This window comes from Streptomyces sp. NPDC042100, from assembly GCF_055582325.1.
Map to the genome: position 1 here is coordinate 309257 of NZ_JBVJDK010000005.1, position 18135 is coordinate 327391.

Annotated in this window: 13 protein-coding genes and 1 pseudogene; 4 read left to right on the top strand and 10 right to left on the bottom strand. The window is 72.3% G+C overall.

Annotated features, from left to right (window positions below):
• Positions 1–11 precede the first annotated feature (11 nt).
• The 9 genes from ACZ6J5_RS13835 to ACZ6J5_RS13875 form a co-directional block, all read right to left on the bottom strand.
• Complete coding sequence (locus ACZ6J5_RS13835) at positions 12–728, bottom strand: ABC transporter ATP-binding protein (RefSeq protein WP_469391007.1); 717 nt, start codon at positions 726–728, stop codon at positions 12–14.
• Entirely contained in the window at positions 725–1642 is a 918-nt protein-coding gene (locus ACZ6J5_RS13840) for an ABC transporter ATP-binding protein (protein WP_469391369.1), read from the bottom strand. Before ACZ6J5_RS13840 ends, ACZ6J5_RS13835 begins: the two co-directional genes overlap by 4 nt.
• Positions 1643–1647: 5 nt before the next feature.
• Entirely contained in the window at positions 1648–3408 is a 1761-nt protein-coding gene (locus tag ACZ6J5_RS13845) for a branched-chain amino acid ABC transporter permease (protein WP_469391009.1), read from the bottom strand.
• 5 nt (positions 3409–3413) lie between these two features.
• Entirely contained in the window at positions 3414–4346 is a 933-nt protein-coding gene (locus ACZ6J5_RS13850) for a branched-chain amino acid ABC transporter permease (RefSeq protein WP_469391011.1), read from the bottom strand.
• Positions 4347–4446: 100 nt separating this feature from the next.
• Positions 4447–5688, bottom strand: a complete 1242-nt coding sequence (locus ACZ6J5_RS13855) for a branched-chain amino acid ABC transporter substrate-binding protein (RefSeq protein ID WP_469391013.1) — start codon at positions 5686–5688, stop codon at positions 4447–4449.
• A gap of 440 nt (positions 5689–6128) precedes the next feature.
• Positions 6129–6563 carry a hypothetical protein gene (locus ACZ6J5_RS13860; protein WP_469391015.1) on the bottom strand — a complete coding sequence of 145 codons (435 nt, stop codon included), beginning with the start codon at positions 6561–6563 and terminating at the stop codon, positions 6129–6131.
• Between the two features lie 170 nt (positions 6564–6733).
• Positions 6734–7237 (bottom strand): PaaI family thioesterase, encoded by a 504-nt coding sequence (locus ACZ6J5_RS13865; protein ID WP_469391016.1) that lies wholly within the window; start codon positions 7235–7237, stop codon positions 6734–6736.
• A 65-nt stretch (positions 7238–7302) separates the two neighbouring features.
• On the bottom strand, positions 7303–8247 hold the full coding sequence (locus tag ACZ6J5_RS13870; protein WP_469391017.1) for a hypothetical protein: 945 nt from the start codon (positions 8245–8247) through the stop codon (positions 7303–7305).
• A 427-nt stretch (positions 8248–8674) separates the two neighbouring features.
• A complete protein-coding gene (locus tag ACZ6J5_RS13875) occupies positions 8675–10957 on the bottom strand; it encodes an FdhF/YdeP family oxidoreductase (protein ID WP_469391019.1) in 2283 nt (760 codons plus the stop codon).
• A gap of 155 nt (positions 10958–11112) precedes the next feature.
• Here ACZ6J5_RS13875 and polA point away from each other — a divergent pair, with 155 nt between their 5' ends.
• The gene (polA, locus tag ACZ6J5_RS13880; RefSeq protein ID WP_469391021.1) at positions 11113–13833 is read left to right on the top strand and encodes a DNA polymerase I; all 2721 of its coding nucleotides are present in this window, start codon (positions 11113–11115) and stop codon (positions 13831–13833) included.
• Between the two features lie 118 nt (positions 13834–13951).
• Positions 13952–15055: a serine hydrolase gene (locus tag ACZ6J5_RS13885; RefSeq protein ID WP_469391023.1), complete on the top strand. Its 1104-nt coding sequence runs from the start codon at positions 13952–13954 to the stop codon at positions 15053–15055.
• A 1-nt stretch (position 15056) separates the two neighbouring features.
• On the opposite strand, the pseudogene ACZ6J5_RS13890 reads toward ACZ6J5_RS13885, so the two are convergent.
• Positions 15057–15884 (bottom strand): annotated as a pseudogene (locus ACZ6J5_RS13890) (DUF4184 family protein); the annotation flags it as partial.
• 194 nt (positions 15885–16078) lie between these two features.
• On the opposite strand from ACZ6J5_RS13890, the gene ACZ6J5_RS13895 reads away from it, so the two are divergent.
• Positions 16079–17821 carry a lytic transglycosylase domain-containing protein gene (locus ACZ6J5_RS13895; RefSeq protein WP_469391024.1) on the top strand — a complete coding sequence of 581 codons (1743 nt, stop codon included), beginning with the start codon at positions 16079–16081 and terminating at the stop codon, positions 17819–17821.
• Between the two features lie 166 nt (positions 17822–17987).
• Positions 17988–18128, top strand: a complete 141-nt coding sequence (locus ACZ6J5_RS13900; protein ID WP_469391026.1) for an SPW_0924 family protein — start codon at positions 17988–17990, stop codon at positions 18126–18128.
• Positions 18129–18135: the final 7 nt, after the last annotated feature.

The window sequence follows — 18135 nt, forward strand, 5'->3', positions numbered from 1 at the left end:
GGCGGCGGGGGCTACTCCTCGCCGAGGTAGGTCTTGCGCACCTCGTCGTTGACCAGCAGGTCCGGGCCGGTGCCGGAGAGCTTCACCGTCCCGACCTCCATCACGTACGCGTAGTCCGCGAGGGAGAGCGCGGCCTGCGCGTTCTGCTCGATGAGCAGGATCGTCATGCCCTCGGCCTTCAGCGCCGCGATGGTCTCCATGATCTTCTGCATCATGATCGGGGAGAGGCCCATCGAGGGCTCGTCCAGCATCAGCAGCTTCGGCTGGGACATCAGCGCCCGGCCCATCGCCAGCATCTGCTGCTCACCGCCGGAGAGGGTGCCCGCGGCCTGCTTGCGGCGCTCTCCCAGGATCGGGAAGAGGTCGTAGGCCTTCTGGACGTCCCGCTCGATGCCCTCCTTGTCCTTGCGGAGGAAGGCGCCCAGCTGCAGGTTCTCCGCGATGCTCAGGCGCGGGAAGATGTGCCGGCCCTCGGGGGAGTGGGCGAGGCCCAGCGAGACCACCTTGTGGGCCGGGATGCCGTTGAGCACCTGGCCGTCGAAGGTGACCTTGCCGCCGGAGGGCTTGAGCAGGCCCGACAGCGTGCGCAGGGTCGTGGTCTTGCCGGCGCCGTTGGTGCCGATCAGCGCGACGACCTGGCCCTGTTCGACGGAGAAGGAGATGCCCTTGACGGCCTCGATCTTGCCGTAGGCGACCCTGAGGTCCTCGACCTCCAGAAGCGCGGTCACTTGGAGTCTCCTTCGGTGGTGCCGTCCGTGCTCTCGGCGGACTCGGCGGACTCGGCCGCGTGGGCCTCGGCCGCCGCGACCTCGGCCGCCTCCTCCGCGCCGGGCGCGCCCTCGTACGGCGTGCCCAGGTACGCGGCGACGACCCGCTCGTCGCCCTGGACGACCTCGGAGGTGCCCTCGACCAGCTTCTCGCCCTGGACGAGGACGGCGACCCGGTCGCACAGGTTGAAGATGAACTTCATGTCGTGCTCGATCACCAGGACCGCGATGCCGAGGTCGCGGATCGCGAAGACCAGCTCCTCGGTGGTGCGGGTCTCGGCCTGGTTCATGCCGGCCGTCGGCTCGTCGAGCAGCAGCAGCCCGGGGTCGCTGGCGAGCGCGCGGGCGATCTCCAGCTTGCGCTGCTCGCCGTACGGCAGGTTGCGCGCGAGGTGCTCGGCCTTGGCGGCCAGGCCCACGAACTCCAGGAGCTCCATGGCCCGCGCCCGCGAGGCCGCCTCGGCCCGCTTGAAGCCGGGACCGCGCACCAGCGCGGACCACAGGCCCTCCTTGGTCCGGGTGTGCCGTCCGACGAGGACGTTCTCCAGGACCGTCATGTTGGAGAAGAGGCGGATGTTCTGGAAGGTACGGGCGATGCCAGCCTGGGTGACCAGGTGCGGCTTGGGCGGCAGGACCGTCCCCTTGTAGCTGACCTGGCCCTCGGTCGGGACGTACAGGCCGGTCAGGCAGTTGAAGAAGGTGGTCTTGCCGGCGCCGTTGGGGCCGATGAGGCCGACGATCTCGCCCTGGCGGACGGTCAGGTCGACGCCGCTGACGGCGGTCAGACCGCCGAAGCGCATGGTGACCCCGCGCGCCTCCAGGACGGCGGCGCCCGTCGCGGTCGTGCCGGTACCGGTCTCGGTGGTGGTCGTCATGGCGTTCACGCCCCCGCCTTCGCCGCACCGGCGCCGGACTCCGCGTCGGCGGGCTGTCGCTGCTCCGGTACGTCGGGCTGTTCGTCGTTCTCGTGGAATTCCAGCTTGGCGCGCTTGTTCGCGATGAGGCCCTCGGGGCGGAAGCGCATCAGCAGGATCAGGGCGATGCCGAAGCCGAGCAGCTGGTAGTCCTGGAGGAAGGACAGCTTGGCCGGGATCAGGAAGAGCAGCGCGGAGCCGACGATCGGGCCGCTGATGGTGCCCATGCCGCCGAGGATGACGGCCGCGAGGAGGAACGCGGAGTTCGGCGGCACGGGGCCGGCGAAGACGTAGTTCTCCGGCACCACCGTGGTGTTGACGTGTGCCTGCACGGTGCCCGCGAGACCGGCCAGGGCCGCGCCGAGGGCGAAGGCGACCAGCTTGACCCGGAAGCCGTTGATGCCCATCGCGGTGGCGGCGGTCTCGTCCTCGCGGATGGCGACCCAGGCCCGCCCGATGCGGCTGTTGCCCGCGCGGGAGAAGACCACGATGACGATCACCATGATGAGGATCATCAGCAGGTAGTAGTTGGCGTACGCGCCGAGCTCGACGCCCAGGACGGTGTGCGGCTCGCCGAAGTTGTAGCCGAAGAACTCCAGCTGCGGGATGTTCGGGATGCCGTTCGGGCCGTTGGTGATCTGCGGGCCCGAGGTGCCGTCCAGGTTGCCCATGGCGATGCGGAAGATCTCACCGAAGCCGAGGGTCACGATGGCGAGGTAGTCGCCGCGCAGCCGCAGGGTCGGCGCGCCGATGACGACGCCGAAGACCAGCGAGGCGGCCATGCCGGTGAGGGCCGCGGCCCAGAAGGGGAACTGGACTCCGAAGGCGGAGGAGGTGGCACCGGAGACCAGCGCCGCGGTGTACGCGCCGACGCCGAGGAAGGCGACGTAGCCGAGGTCGAGCAGGCCGGCCAGACCGACGACGATGTTCAGGCCGAGGGCGACGGTCGCGAAGATCAGGATGTTGACCGCGATCAGCGTGTACGTGTCGCCGCTCTGCTGGATGAACGGGAAGGCGATCGCCATGACCAGGCTGGCCGTGACGGTCACCTGCCGGTTGCGCGCGGTCATCGCCGAAAGCCGCCCGGTGACACCGGACTTGACGAGGGCCGTGGCGGAGAAGCCGACCAGGATCAGGTACGCGATGAAGAGCTGCGGCTCCGAGTCGTCGGTGTCGATGCCGAAGGTGACCACGAACAGGCCGAGGGCGAAGACGAGGACGATGATCAGGATCTCGGCCCAGGAGGGCAGCGCCTTGGCGCGGGCCGGCTTGCGGCTGTCGTCCGGCAGCTTGTAGGCGGCCAGCGCCGGGACGGCCGAGGCGAGGACCGCGACACCCGCGCCGGGCTCCAGGTCCACCAGGGCGCCCAGCTCGACGACGATGGATATCGTGGTGAACAGGGTGGTGGCGAAGGTGCCGAGGGCCACGATCCACAGCGCCTTGCGGGCGCCGCCGGGGGTGAGCCAGCCGAGGCCCTTGACGCCGAGCGCGGAGAGCGCGTGGGCGGCGGTGAGCACGGCGCCGACCAGTGTGAGCAGCTGGAGCGGGGCGGGGTTGCCGTAGATGGTGAGGTTGCCGGGGAACGCGTCGGTCCACGTCCAGGCGAGGAAGGCGCTGACGGCGGTGGCGACGCTGCCGCCGACGGCCGTCCAGAGCAGGCCGGCCGGCTTGGCCGAGGGGGAGGCCGGGGTCTCGGCGGTCCCGCCGGTGGTGAGGTTCTCGCTCATGCCGCTCACGCCCTGTCCGCGACGCGCTCGCCGAGCAGGCCCTGGGGCCGCACGAGGAGGACGACGATGAGGAGGACGAAGGCCCACACGTTGGACCAGGCGCCGCCGCCGAGCTGCGACATGCCGGGGATGTCCTCGATGTAGGCGATCGAGAGGGACTCCGCGATGCCGAGGACCACGCCGCCGATCATGGCGCCGTAGATGTTGCCGATGCCGCCGAGGACGGCCGCGGTGAAGGCCTTGAGGCCGAGGATGAAGCCCATCTCGAAGCCGATCTGGCCCTTGTCGAGGCCGTAGGCGACGGCGGCGACGGCGGCGAACGCGGCACCGATGGCGAAGGCCATGACGATGATGCGGTCGGTGTTGATGCCCATCAGCTTCGCGGTGTCCGGGTCCTGCGCGGTGGCCTGCATGGCGCGTCCGCTGCGGCTCTTCGAGACGAAGACGCCGAGGGCGAGCATGCACAGCGGGGCGAGGGCGAGCACGAAGGCGTCGGCGCGCTGGATGGTCAGGTTGCCCAGGAGGTGGAAGGGCTCGCCCTTGAACTCGGGGAAGCTGACGGCCTTCTTGGCGTCCGGGTAGAACTGCCAGACCAGCTGCTGGAGCGCGATGGACAGACCGATCGCGGTGATCAGCGGCGCCAGTCGGGGCGCGTTGCGCAGCGGCCGGTAGGCGAAGCGCTCGGCGGCGGTGGCGACGGCCACGGAGGCGATCGCGCCACCGACGATCATGAGCGGGATCGCCACCAGCAGGGACGTTCCGCTCGGCAGAGCGGTGTAGGTGGTGAGGGCGCCGAAGCCCCCGATCATGAAGATCTCGCCGTGGGCGAAGTTGATGAGCTGGACGATGCCGTAGACCATGGTGTACCCGATGGCGATGAGGCCATACAGGGCACCGAGGGCCAGGCCGTTGGCCAGCTGTTGCGGCAGTTCGTTCACCGCAGGGCCTCCGATGAGCGTGTCGGATATGACTCCGCGCGAGGGCGCTGTTTGCGCCCTCGCGCGGGTTGGTTCAGTTGGTGGAGCTACGAGCCGGGGACTACTGGTTGAAGGTGTCGCTCTTGACGTCGACCCACTTGCCGCCCTCGACCTTGTAGACCGTGAGCTGCTTGTTGGTGGTGTCGCCGTACTCGTCGAAGGAGACCTTGCCGGTCACGCCGTCGAAGGAGACCTTGCCGAGCGCCTCGGTCACCTTGGCGCGGGCGTCCGTGGGCAGCTTGCCGTTGTTGGCGGCGACGGCGGCCTTGACGGCCTGGATGATCGCCCAGCCGGCGTCGTAGGAGTAGCCGCCGTAGGCCGCGTACGGGTCCTTGTAGCCGGCCGCGTTGTAGTCCGCGATGAACTTCTTGGCGGTGTCCAGCTTCTCGACCGGGTAGCCGATCGAGGTGGCCAGGTCACCGTCGTTGGCCTCGCCGGAGGCGCTGATGAAGGCCGGGTCGTAGATGCCGTCGCCGCCCATGACCGGGACCTTGGCGCCGGTCTTCTTGATCTGGTCGGAGAGCAGGCCGCCCTCGGGGTACTGGCCGCCGAAGTAGACCGAGTCCGCGCCGGAGCTCTTGACCTTGTCGGCGGTGGAGGAGAAGTCGGTCTCCTTCACGGTGACGTGGTCGGTGCCGACGACCTGGCCGCCGAGCCGCTTGAACTCGTCGCTGAAGATCGCCGCGAGGCCGGCGCCGTAGGTCTGCTTGTCGTCGACGACGAAGACCTTCTTCTTGCCGGCGTCCTTGAAGAGGTACTGGGCGGCGAACTTGCCCTGGACCACGTCGGTGGCGGCGGTGCGGAAGTAGGTCTTGAAGGGGCGCTTGAACTCGCCCTTGCCCCAGTTGTCGCCCTGGCTGAGCGAGGGGTTGGTGTTGGCCGGGGAGACCTGCGCGAGGCCGGCGGCGGCGAACACGCCCTGCATCTGCTGGGAGACGCCGGAGTTCAGCGGGCCGACGACGCCCATGACGTCCTTCTTGCCGACCAGCTTGGTGGCGTTGGCCTGGCCGGAGGCCGGGACGGCCTGGTCGTCCAGGGCCTCCACCTTGAAGGTGATCCCGGGGACTTCCTTGTTCTTGTTGGCGGTCTGGACCGCCAGGTCCACGGAGTTCTTGATGCCCTGGCCCAGAGCGGAGAGCGAGCCGGTGAGCGGGGCGTCGACGCCGATCACGACGGTGGTGGAGCCACCGGCGCTGTCGCCGCCGCCACCGGTCTTGCCCTCGTCGCGCGAACCGCAGGCGGTGAGGGTGAGCGCTCCCGTGGTGAGAACGCTGGTGAGGATGAGCAAAGAACGGTGTCGCACGAAGAATCCTTTCCCTGGCGCGGCCCCCTCAAGCTGAGGCGGTGCCGTGAAGCTGTGTAGCTAGAGGTGCCGTATCGATGCCGGGCCGTACGGGGTGGAACGGGTGCCGTGCAGAGAGGGCGCCCGGCGGCGCGGTGACTGGCCGTGACTCTAGGCGCAGGGGGGGAAGGACCGGGAGCGCCGAGGTCAGGATGTGACTGTCTTGTTATGCCGACGAGGGGAGACGGTGTGCGGGGGGTGGGCAAAGCCGGGCACAACGGTCGGTAGTGCGGTGTTCACATACTGAGAACGCGCAGTTCCGCTAAGGGGCTTGAGCGCTTTTGGCTCCTGACGACCGTCTCTGTCGACTCTCCGGATATCGGACACGGCGCTCGATGTCATCGGACGTTTCGAGCTGACCGGAGCGCTCCGCTCCGACATTGCGCCGATGTAACGCAGTGTTACGAAGAGGAGGGTGAGGGTCCGCCCGTGGGTACTCTCTGTTCGCTGGGCGGACGCCAGTTCTCCGAACTCCCGGTCGCGCCCTTCGCGTCCTCGCAGCGCCGCCGGCTCTCCCGGTCGGCCAGCGCGAAGGCCGCCTCGCGCCCCGCGCGGCGCTCCTCGGCGCGCGCCAGCGGCAGCACCTCGTCGTGGATCCCGTACTGCTCGTTGGACAGGCCCTTCTGCTCCCAGTCGAGCCCCGCCCACTTGCTGCCCTTGAGCGCCTCCTTGACCCAGTACGAGACCAGGTTCGCGCACACGTCCGCGGGCGAGCTCGCGCGCGGCGCCGGCTCCTCGGGGGTCCGCCCGCAGCCGCCGGACAGGGCCAGAACGCAGACCGCCAGGGCCGCGGCGTACGCGGTCCTGGCGGGGGTCGCTCCCGGACGCCGGGTCACGGGAGCCGCGGCTTCGCCGCGGATGCTCGTTCGCTCACCGGACCTCCCCGGACGGGTGCGTGGACCGCCAGTGAAGCGGCTGCCGTCGGGGGAGGCAAGAGCCTTGCCGGTAAAGGGAGTTGTGCGGAGATCTGGCAAGGGGGTCGCGAGCCGGCGCGGGCTCGCGGGGCTCAGGCCCCGGCGGCGCGCCCGGCCTCCGGCAGGGCGGCGGCGTCGTTCGCGCCGACCTCCTTCAGCAGGCAGGTCAGCCGCGCCGAGCAGACCCGCCGGTCCTGCTCGTCGGTGATCACGATCTCGTACGTGGCGGTGGACCGGCCCCGGTGCACCGGCGTCGCGACCCCGGTCACCAGACCGCTGCGCACCCCGCGGTGGTGGGTGCAGTTCAGGTCCACACCCACGGCGATCCGGGACACCCCGCCGTGCAGCATCGAACCGATCGAGCCCAGCGTCTCGGCGAGCACCGCCGAGGCGCCGCCGTGCAGCAGCCCGTACGGCTGGGTGTTGCCCTCCACCGGCATCGTGCCGACGACCCGGTCCGCCGAGGCCTCCAGGACCTGCACGCCCATCCGGCTCCCGAGGTGGCCGGCCGAGAAGAGCGCGGGCAGGTCCACTCCGAGCGAGGCGTACTCGTCGATGACCTCCTGCGGGAACTTCACCTGCTGCTGCTCGCCCATGGGTCCGGCTCCGTTCGTCTTCGTACGGCTGCTGCCTGAGCAAACGCTTAGGCGAGGTGATTGTGTCACGCACCCCGTCGGCCGAAGACTGTGCAGAAGATCTCCTTCTCCTGTCCGGGCTCATGGCACGCGGTGAGCGCGAACGGGGCGAACCGCGCCACGAAGAGCTGCTCCGGCGCGACCGGCGGGGCCTCCGCCCGGAACGGCCGGTTCCCGTCGCGGAGCAGCACCTCGCCGCGGGTGCCGGACGGGGCGCGGTACTCCGCCCTGATCGCCCAGTCGCAGCTCTCCGCCCCGACCGTGGCCGCGATCCGCAGCCCGCCGGGCTCGCTGTTGCCGCCGAGGTCGATCCGCCGCCGGTCGAAGTACCGCCGCCCCTGGTCCTCGCCCTCGTCGGTGATCACCGGGGTCGCGTCCGGCTCGCGCAGATCGAAGTGGACGCCCGGATAGGGGGCCTCGCCCTGCGCCGGGTGCCAGAGCGCGAAGCGGGCGGTCGAGGGGAAACAGCGCAGGTCGACCGCCGTCATGCCGGTGACCGACAGCGGGGAGTCACGGTCGCTGAAGAGGTTCAGGCGGAACCGGGTGGTGGGCCCGGACCTCGGGGACTCGACGCCCTTCGCCCCCGCGTCCAGGCGCGGGGTGGTGCCGATGACCCGCGCCCCGAGCGGGCCGAGGACCCGCCAGGCCTGGCGGCCGTAGCCCGGGCTCCGGACGTCGAGGGCCCGCAGGGAGCGCTGCTCCTCGGGAGTCAGCGTCCGGTCGAGGACGATCGTCCACTCGTCCGCGTCGAGCGCGGACAGGTCGGCGTCGGCGCTCACGGTGAACGGGGATTTGGCGCCGTCCACCGTGTCCTGGGCGGCGTCCTCGGCCCGGGCCCGGTCGGTGGCGAACACGGTGTCGTAGACGTAGGTGACGGCCTGCGCCAGCACCGCCCCCGCGAGCAGCCCCGCGGCGACCACCAGCAGCCCCCGGACCAGCACCCGCGCCCGGCCCCGCCGGGTCGGCGGCACCGGACTCCCCGGCGCGACCCGCTCCAGCGCGAGCGCCGTCAGGGACGGCCCGGGGGCTTCGGGGGGCTCCTGCGGCGGCGGGGCCGACGGGGTCGGTGGGGCCGGTGGGGCCTGCGGGGTTGGCGGCGCCGGTGGGGCCTGCGGCGGCTGGAGCGGCGGGGCCGGTGGTGCTGGTGGTTCCGGTGGGGCCTGCGGCGACGGGGCCGCTGGTTCCGGTGGGGCCTGCGGTGGTGCGGCGGGCGGTCGCTGCGATGGCCCGGGCGATGGCGGCGGACCGGGCGGTCGTGGCGGCTGCTGGTCCGGCGGTGGCCCGTCGGTGGGCGGCGTCGTCAAGGGGACCCCCGTGGTGTCCTCGGCCGCGGCCGGCTGCCGCGGCGCGGGAGTGGAGGATAGTGAATCCCCGCGCGCCCGCGCCGCACAGAACCGGTCAGTCTTCCGTCGGCGCCTCAAGACGCACGATCACGGACTTGCTCGCCGGGGTGTTGCTGACGTCCGCCGTCGACTCCAGCGGCACCAGCACATTGGTCTCCGGGTAGTACGCCGCCGCGCACCCCCGGGGCGTCGGATAGTGCACGACCCGGAAACCGGGCGCCCGGCGCTCGCTGCCGTCCGTCCACTCGCTCACCAGGTCCGCGTACGCCCCGTCCGCGAAGCCCGCCGCCGCCGCGTCGTCCGGGTGCACCAGCACCACCCGGCGCCCGCCCCTGATGCCGCGGTAGCGGTCGTCCAGACCGTAGATCGTGGTGTTGTACTGGTCGTGCGAGCGCAGCGTCTGCAGCAGCAGCCGGCCCTCCGGCACCTTCGGGTACTCGACCGGCGCCGCCGTGAAGTTGGCCTTGCCGGTGGCCGTCGGGAAGCGCCGCTCGTCGCGCGGCGCGTGGGGCAGCGCGAAGCCGCCCGGGTTCGCCGCGAGGCGCGCGTTGAAGTCCTCGAAGCCCGGGATCACCCGGGCGATGCGGTCGCGGATCGCCGCGTAGTCCGCCTCGAACGCCTCCCACGGCGTCGCCGACGCCTCGCCGAGCACCGCGCGGGCCAGCCGCGCCACGATCGCCGGCTCCGAGAGCAGCCGAGGGCCCGCCGGCGGCAGGTTGCCGCGCGAGGCGTGCACCAGGCCCATCGAGTCCTCGACCGTCACGAACTGCTTGCCGCTCTTCTGTACGTCCTTGTCGGTGCGGCCCAGCGTCGGCAGGATCAGCGCGCGGGTGCCGGTCACCGCGTGCGAGCGGTTCAGCTTCGTGGACACGTGCACCGTCAGGCGCGCCCGGCGCATCGCCGCCTCGGTGACCTCCGTGTCCGGGGTCGCGCCGACGAAATTGCCGCCCATGGCGAAGAAGACCTTCGCCTCGCCGTCCCGCAGCGCCTCGATCGAGCGGACCACGTCGAAGCCGTGGTGCCTCGGCGAGACGATCCCGAACTCCTTGTCCAGGGCGTCAAGGAAGGCCGTGGAGGGCCGCTCGAAGATGCCCATCGTCCGGTCGCCCTGCACGTTGGAGTGACCGCGCACCGGGCACACCCCGGAGCCGGGGCGCCCGATGTCGCCGCGCAGCAGCAAAAGGTTGACCACCTCGCGGATGGTCGGCACCGCGTGCTTGTGCTGGGTGAGCCCCATCGCCCAGCAGACGATCGTCCGCTTCGAGGCGAGCACCATCTCCAGGGCCTGCCCGATCTCCGCCCGGGACAGGCCGGTAGCCGCCAGCGTCTCGTCCCAGTCAGCCTCCCGCGCGGCGGCGGCGAACGCCTCGTACCCATGGGTGTGCGCGGCGACGAACTCCTCGTCCACGGCGCCCGGCGTCTCCAGGACCAGCTTGTTGAGCAGCCGGAACAGCGCCTGGTCGCCGCCGATGCGGATCTGCAGGAAGAGGTCCGTGAGCGCCGCGCCCTTGAGCATCCCCTGCGGCGTCTGCGGGTTCTTGAAGCGCTCCAGGCCAGCCTCCGGCAGCGGGTTCACCGAGATGATCCGCGCGCCGCCGGCCTTCGCCTTCTCCAGCGCCGACAGCATCCGAGGATGGTTCGTCCCCGGATTCTGGCCCGCCACGATGATCAGCTCGGCCTGGTGCAGGTCCTCCAGGGAGACGCTGCCCTTGCCGATGCCGATGGTCTCGTTGAGCGCGGAGCCCGAGGACTCGTGGCACATGTTGGAGCAGTCCGGCAGGTTGTTCGTGCCGAACTCGCGGGCGAAGAGCTGGAGCAGGAACGCCGCCTCGTTGCTCGTGCGCCCCGAGGTGTAGAACAGCGCCTCGTCGGGGGAGGAGAGCGCGGTCAGCTCCTCCGCCAGGATCGCGAAGGCCCGCTCCCAGGACACCGCCTCGTACCGCTCGGCGCCCTCCGCCAGATAGACGGGCTCCGTGATCCGGCCCTGCTGGCCCAGCCAGTAGCCGCTGCGCTCCGCCAGGTCGGCCACCGGGTGCGCGGCGAAGAACTCCGGGGTCACCCGGCGCAGCGTCGCCTCCTCGGCGACGGCCTTCGCCCCGTTCTCGCAGAACTCCGCGACGTGCCGCTTGTCGCCCTCCGGCCACGCGCACCCCGGACAGTCGAAGCCGTCCTTCTGGTTGACCTTGAGCAGCGTCCGCGCGGTGCGCCGCACGCCCATCTGCGCCTGCGCGATCCGCAGCGTGTGCCCGATGGCGGGCAGCCCGGCCGCGGCGTGCTGCGGGGCCGCGACCTGCGGCGCGTCCTGGACCGGGTCGCCCGCGGGCGGCTTGCTGACCATCGCGCTCTCCTTTGAGCGGTGGGGGCCCCGGACGGGACCGGGGAGGAACTCCTCGTACGCCTCCGATCCTGTCACGCCCCTCCGACAGCGGCCCAGGCCCCGTCGGCACCCGTGGAGTGGACGGGAATGTCAGCGGCGCGTGGCAGGATCGTCCCGTGGCCGAGACAGCAGCGAAGAAGACCGATATGACCGAAGAGAACCGTCCGCGCCTGCTCCTCATGGACGGGCACTCCCTGGCGTACCGGGCGTTCTTCGCGCTGCCCGCGGAGAACTTCACCACCGCGACCGGGCAGCCGACCAACGCGATCTACGGATTCGCGTCCATGCTGGCGAACACGCTCCGCGACGAGGCGCCCACGCACTTCGCCGTCGCCTTCGACGTGTCCCGCAAGACCTGGCGGTCCGACGAGTTCCCCGAGTACAAGGCGAACCGCTCCAAGACCCCCGACGAGTTCAAGGGGCAGGTCGAGCTGATCGGCGAGCTCCTCGACGCCATGCACGCGCCCCGCTTCGCCGTCGACGGCTTCGAGGCCGACGACGTCATCGCGACCCTCGCCACCCAGGCCGAGGCGGCCGGTTTCGAGGTCCTCATCGTCACCGGCGACCGGGACTCCTTCCAGCTGGTCACCGACCACACCACCGTGCTCTACCCGACCAAGGGCGTCTCCGAGCTGACCCGCTTCACCCCGGAGAAGGTCCAGGAGAAGTACGGACTCACCCCGAACCAGTACCCGGACTTCGCCGCCCTGCGCGGCGACCCCTCGGACAACCTCCCGGGCATCCCCGGCGTCGGCGAGAAGACCGCCGCCAAGTGGATCAACCAGTTCGGCTCCTTCGCCGAGCTCGTGGAGCGCGCCGACGAGGTCAAGGGCAAGGCCGGGCAGAACTTCCGGGACCACCTGGAGTCGGTCAAGCTCAACCGCCGCCTCACCGAGATGGTCCGCGACGTCGAGCTGCCCAAGGGCGTCCTGGACCTGGCCCGCGAGCCGTACGACCGCGCGGCCGTCGCCCTCGTCCTCGACACCCTGGAGATCCGCAACCCCTCGCTGCGCGAGCGGCTCCTGGCCGTCGACCCCGGTGCCGCCGAGGAGGCCGCCCCGGCCCCCGCCGCGGGCGTCGAGCTCGACTTCACCGTCCTCGGCACCGGCGAGCTCACCGGCTGGCTCGGCGAGCACGGCACCGGGCCGCTCGGCGTCGCCACGGTCGACAGCTGGGCCCTCGGCACCGGCAGCGTCACCGAGGTCGCCCTCGCCGCCGCGGGCGGGGCCGCCGCCTGGTTCGACCCCGCGCAGCTCGACGAGGCCGACGAGCGCGCCTGGGCCGGCTGGATCGCCGACCCGGAGCGCCCCAAGGTCCTGCACAACGCCAAGGGCGCCATGCGGGTCTTCCCCGAGCACGGCTGGAGCGTCGACGGCGTCACCATGGACACCGCGCTCGCCGCCTACCTGGTCAAGCCGGGCCGCCGCTCCTTCGCCCTGGACGCCCTCTCCATCGAGTACCTGGGCCGCGAGCTCGCCCCCGCCGCCGCTGCCGACGGACAGCTCGCCTTCGGCGCCGACGACACCGCCGAGGCCGAGGCCCTGATGAGCCAGGCCCGCGCCGTCCTCGACCTGGGCACCGCCTTCGAGGAGCGGCTCGCCGAGGTGGGCGCGCGCGAGCTGCTGCACGAGGTGGAGCTGCCCACGTCCGTCCTGCTGGCCCGCCTGGAGCGGCACGGCATCGCCGCCGACCGGGACCACCTGGAGGCCCTGGAGCAGCAGTTCGCGGGCGCCGTCCAGCAGGCCGTGAAGGAGGCCCACGCCTCCGTCGGCCACGAGTTCAACCTGGGCTCGCCCAAGCAGCTCCAGGAGGTCTTCTTCGGCGAGCTCAACCTTCCCAAGACGAAGAAGACCAAGACCGGCTACACGACGGACGCCGACGCCCTCGCCTGGCTGGCCGGCCAGACCGAGCACGAGCTCCCGGTGATCATGCTCCGGCACCGCGAGCAGGCCCGGCTCCGCTCGACCGTCGAGGGCCTGATCAAGACCGTCGCGGCCGACGGCCGGATCCACACCACCTTCAGCCAGACCGTCGCCGCCACCGGCCGCCTCTCCTCCACCGACCCCAACCTGCAGAACGTGCCGGTGCGCACCGACGAGGGCCGCGCGATCCGGCACGGCTTCGTCGTCGGCGAGGGCTTCGAGGCCCTGATGACCGCCGACTACAGCCAGATCGAGCTGCGCGTCATGGCCCACCTCTCCGAGGACGAGGGCCTGATCGAGGCCTTCGCCTCCGGCGAGGACCTGCACACCACGGTCGCCTCGCAGGTCTTCGGCGTCGAGCGGTCCGCCGTCGACGCCGAGATGCGCCGCAAGATCAAGGCCATGTCGTACGGCCTGGCGTACGGGCTCTCCGCCTTCGGCCTCTCCCAGCAGCTGGGCATCGACCCGGCCGAGGCCCGCGGTCTGATGGACACCTACTTCGAGCGCTTCGGCGGCGTCCGCGACTATCTGCGCCGGGTCGTCGACGAGGCCCGCGCCACGGGGTACACGGAGACCATGCTGGGCCGCCGCCGCTACCTCCCGGACCTCAACAGCGACAACCGCCAGCGCCGCGAGGCCGCCGAGCGGATGGCGCTGAACGCCCCGATCCAGGGCACCGCGGCGGACATCGTGAAGGTCGCGATGCTGAACGTGGACCGCGCCCTCACCGAGGCGGGCCTCGCCTCCCGGATGCTGCTCCAGGTCCACGACGAAATCGTCCTGGAGCTCGCCCCCGGCGAGCGCGAGCGGGTCGAGGCCCTGGTCCGCGAGCAGATGTCCCGGGCCGCCGACCTCCGCGCCCCGCTCGACGTCTCGGTGGGCGTCGGCCGCGACTGGGACTCGGCCGCGCACTGACGCCGTACGGCGGGGCGGCGGGCTCCGGTCCCCCGCCCCCGCCGGCCCGCTCCCGCCCTTGCGCCAGGTGGACCAAGCGCGGGGGCGCCGGGCGGCGGTGGCTCCCGAGACTGGGGCCATGATCAACCGCCACCGTCCCCGCCTGCGCGTCTGGGCCGTGCTGGGGACCGCCCTCGGAGCCCTGGCCCTCCCGTCGGCCGCCGCGGCCCACCGCGCGCCCGAGCTGTGCTCCTCCGCCCGCGAACCCGCCCTCGCCACCCGGCTCTCGCAGGACATCCGCACCGCCCTCAAGGGCCGCGAGGGGACCGTCTCCGTCGCCGTGCACGCCCCGGGCCGGGGCCTGCGCTGCAGGCTCTCGGAGCTACGGGCGTACGACTCCGCCAGCATCGCGAAGGTCCTCATCATGGAGGCGGTGCTCGGCCGCGCCGAGGAGCTCGGCCGGGAGCCCACCGCCCTGGAGGCCCGGCGGCTCAAGGCGATGATCACCCGCTCCGACAACGAGTCCGCGACGGACCTGTGGGTCGGGCTCTCCCGGGAGCGCATGAACCGGGTGCTGCGCGAGGCCGGCGCCACCGACACCGTGCTGGGCCACGACCAGTACTGGGGGCTCACCCGCACCACCGCCCGCGACCAGCTCGCCCTCCTCGCCGCCGTCGCCGGGCGCCCCGCCGCCCTGACCCTGATGGGACAGGTGATCCGCAGCCAGTCCTGGGGCGTCGGCGCGGGCGCACCCAAGGGCGCGAAGGTGCATCTGAAGAACGGCTGGCTGCCCCGGGCCACCCACGGCTGGCGGGTGCACAGCATCGGCATCGTGCGGGGTACGGGGCTCGACTACCGGCTCGCCCTGCTGAGCCACGACAACGAGACCATGAAGTACGGCGTGCGCACCCTGGAGGGCGTCGCCCTCGCCGTCCACCGCCGCCTCGGTGGCGTCCCGGCGGACCGAGGCTTCACTCCGGGGGAGACGATCAGCGAGACCTCGGACGGGAGCGCTCCGGAAGCGGCCCCGACCCGGCGGACCCCCCGGCCGGGCCCGCCGTGGGACCGCCGCCGGGACGGGCGGACGGCCGGGACGGCGGACGGGATGACGGAGCCGACGACGAAGACGACGACGGAGGGGCGGTCGAGGGCGCGGTCGGACGAGCGGCCGGAGGGGCGGACGGCCGGACTCCGGAGCCCGCTGGCGGAGTGGCTGCGGGACGGTCTCCCGGTCCGGCGGTAGGACGGACGCCCGGGTCGGCGGCGGCCCGGCCGAGCGACCGCAGCCGCATCCCCGCCCCGTACAGCAGCAGCCCGAGCGCCAGACCCGAACCGGCCCCGAAGCAGACGGTGGGGACGAGGTCGAGGGGCTTGTCGATCCGGCCCCAGTACGCGTAGAAGCGGGCCACCCGGTGGGCGGCACCGGCCAGCACGCACGCCCCGATCACGGTGGCCGCGAGCAGCCGCCCGCGCCGGTCGAGGACGGGGACCGTGGCGGGCGGCTCGGCACCGGCCGGAGCCGCCCGCAGCGCCCGGACGACGAACCAGCCGAGCAGCGGCAGGGCCAGCGCCGAACTCCCGTACTGCGCGTACAGATAGCCGGGGAAGCCGCCCGCGAGCTCGCCCAGGAACGGGATCGCGCGGGTGCCCCAGCGCCCGTGATGGGTGAAGGCGTCCCACACCACATGGGTCGTCGCCCCGAGCAGCGCCGAGAGCGCGAACCACAGCGCGAGCCCGGCCGGCCGCCGCTCCCGCCACGGGCGCCCCCGCAGCAGCCCGTACGCCCGGCCGCTCCACCGCCGCGGCAGCAGCCCCAGCAGCGGCTCACGCACCATTAGCCACAGTGCCACCAGCGCCGCCGTGATGAGCACGTCCACGGTGACGACGCCGACGGGGGAGTGGGTGACGTTCCCGAACTCCATCGCGCCGGGCACGACGCTCGCCGCGAAGTACGTCAGGTCGGGGGAGAAGGAGCCCGCGACGAGCGCCGAGGCCACCAGCGGTCCGCGCGCCCGGCCGTCGCCCCGGATGCCCGGCAGGACGGCGGCGGCATGGCTGAGTGTGAACGGCACCGGGATCCCCTCGACTGGCGTGCGGCCCAGTATGCAAGAGGGGCGGGGGCCGGAACCGCGAGCGGCCACGCGGTGACGAAACCGTGAAACACGGTCAGGGCCCGGTGCCGCCGTGCCGGGAGTTGGCATAGGGTCACCTGGTCAGATATTCGCGCGGGGAGCGCGGACGAGGTGAACGGGGAGGGGCCACACGTATGGCATCGCACTTGGGCCGCAGGCTGCGCAGGGGAGCCACCAGCGGCGCGGTGGTGGCGGCGGCCGTCGCCGCGCTCGCCGCCTCGCAGGCACCGGACCTGGCGCCCCCGCCCGCGGACAACGCGAGCGGTGACGCGCCGATCGGCGCCGGCGACACGACGACGCCCCCGGACGGATCGGCCTCCGGTAACTCGCCGTACTACACCGACCTGCCGCCGCTGAACACCCCGAACAAGCCCGGCGCCACCACCAATCTGCCGGTCATCACCGGCCCGGCCGAGGCCGGCATACCCGCGACCGTCCTCGCCGCCTACAAGCGCGCCGAGCAGTCGATCAAGTCGACGGACCCGAACTGCAACCTGCCGTGGCAGCTGCTCGCGGGCATCGGCAAGGTCGAGTCCGGACAGGCGCGCGGCGGCCAGGTCGACGCCAACGGCACGACCAACTCGCCCATCCTCGGCCCGGTCCTCAACGGCGTCGGCTTCGCCAACATCTCGGACACCGACAACGGGCTGTACGACGGCGACTCCACGCACGACCGCGCCGTGGGCCCGATGCAGTTCATCCCGTCCACCTGGGCCACCTGGGGCCAGGACGCCAACGGCGACGGGAAGAAGGACCCCAACAACATCTACGACGCGGCCCAGGCGGCGGGCATGTACCTGTGCGCCAACGACCGCAACCTCGCGGTCAAGGCGGACCTGGACCGCGCGATCCTCAGCTACAACCGCTCGACCGAGTACCTGCGCACGGTGCTCTCCTGGTTCGAGTACTACAAGCGCGGCACCCACCAGGTGCCCGACGGCACGGGCGTGCTGCCCGGCGACCGCAGCGACGACGGCGTCACCCGGCCCGGCACCACCCCGCCGCCCACGACGACGCCCCCGCCGGTCACCCCCAAGCCGAACCCGCCGAAGCCGACGACCCCCGTCACCCCGAAGCCGACCACCCCGCCGACCACCTCCCCGGCGGCCACGGTGGCGCGGATCCAGGACGCGACCGGCGCCACGCTGACCGCCAGCGCGGGCGGCACCTTCGTCACCCGCCCGGCCGTCCTGGCCCTCGACGCCAAGGGCAAGCCGGTCGTCGGCGTCCAGGTGCGCTTCCGGATCACCGGTGACGCCGACGCCCGCTTCGCCACCGGCGCCGCCGACTTCACCGCCACCACCGGCGCCAACGGCAAGGCCCTCGCGCCCGTCCTCAAGGCGGGCGAGCGGACCGGTGGCTTCACCGTCAGCGCCGCGGTCGTCGGCCGCACCCTCGCCGCCGTCCCGATCGCCGGTACGGTCACCGAGCGGAGCGCCGACAAGCTCACCCGGCTCGACGCCAAGGAGCTCGAAGCCGTCGCCGGCGCCGAGTTCGCCGACCAGGTGCAGGTGAAGGCCACCGTCGGCGGCGGCGTCGCCTCCGGTGTCCTCCTCACCGCCACCTTCGTCACCGCGGGCGACAATCCGCAGCCGGCCACCGAAGGTCCCTTCTTCAAGGCCGCGGACGGCACCGCCGTGCACACCCTCACGGGCCTGCGGACGAACGCCGAGGGCCTCCTCACGCTGCCGAAGATCTACGCGGACGGGAAGGCCGGCAGCTACCAGCTCCGGCTGACCGCGCCCGGCGGCGGGGTGCTGACCGTCACCCTGAAGGTCACCGAGCCCGCCCCGGAGCCGACCCCCACGCCGACCCCGACTCCGACGCCCTCCGCGTCGCAGTCCTCGGGCGCCCCGGAGGCCACGCCGAGCTCCTGACATCCGCTCCACCTCCCCTTCGGCTCCTCTCCGCCGCCCCCTTGTCCGCGCAGGACACGGGGGCGGCGTCCGTCGTTCTGAGTGCAACGTGTTCTCATCTCGCGGTCGCGTTGCTACGGTGCCCCCGCCCTGACGACCTATCAGATCCAGCGCCGGGAGGCCGACCATGCGCGCCCTAGCAGCCGCCGCCATCGGGCTGGTCCCGGTCCTGCTGATCGTCCTGTTCCTCACTCTGGTCGACCTGCCGCCGGAAGGCCCCACCTCGCCCAAGCCCCTGCTGACCGCCGAGCCCGGCCCCGAGAAGTAGGGAGGGC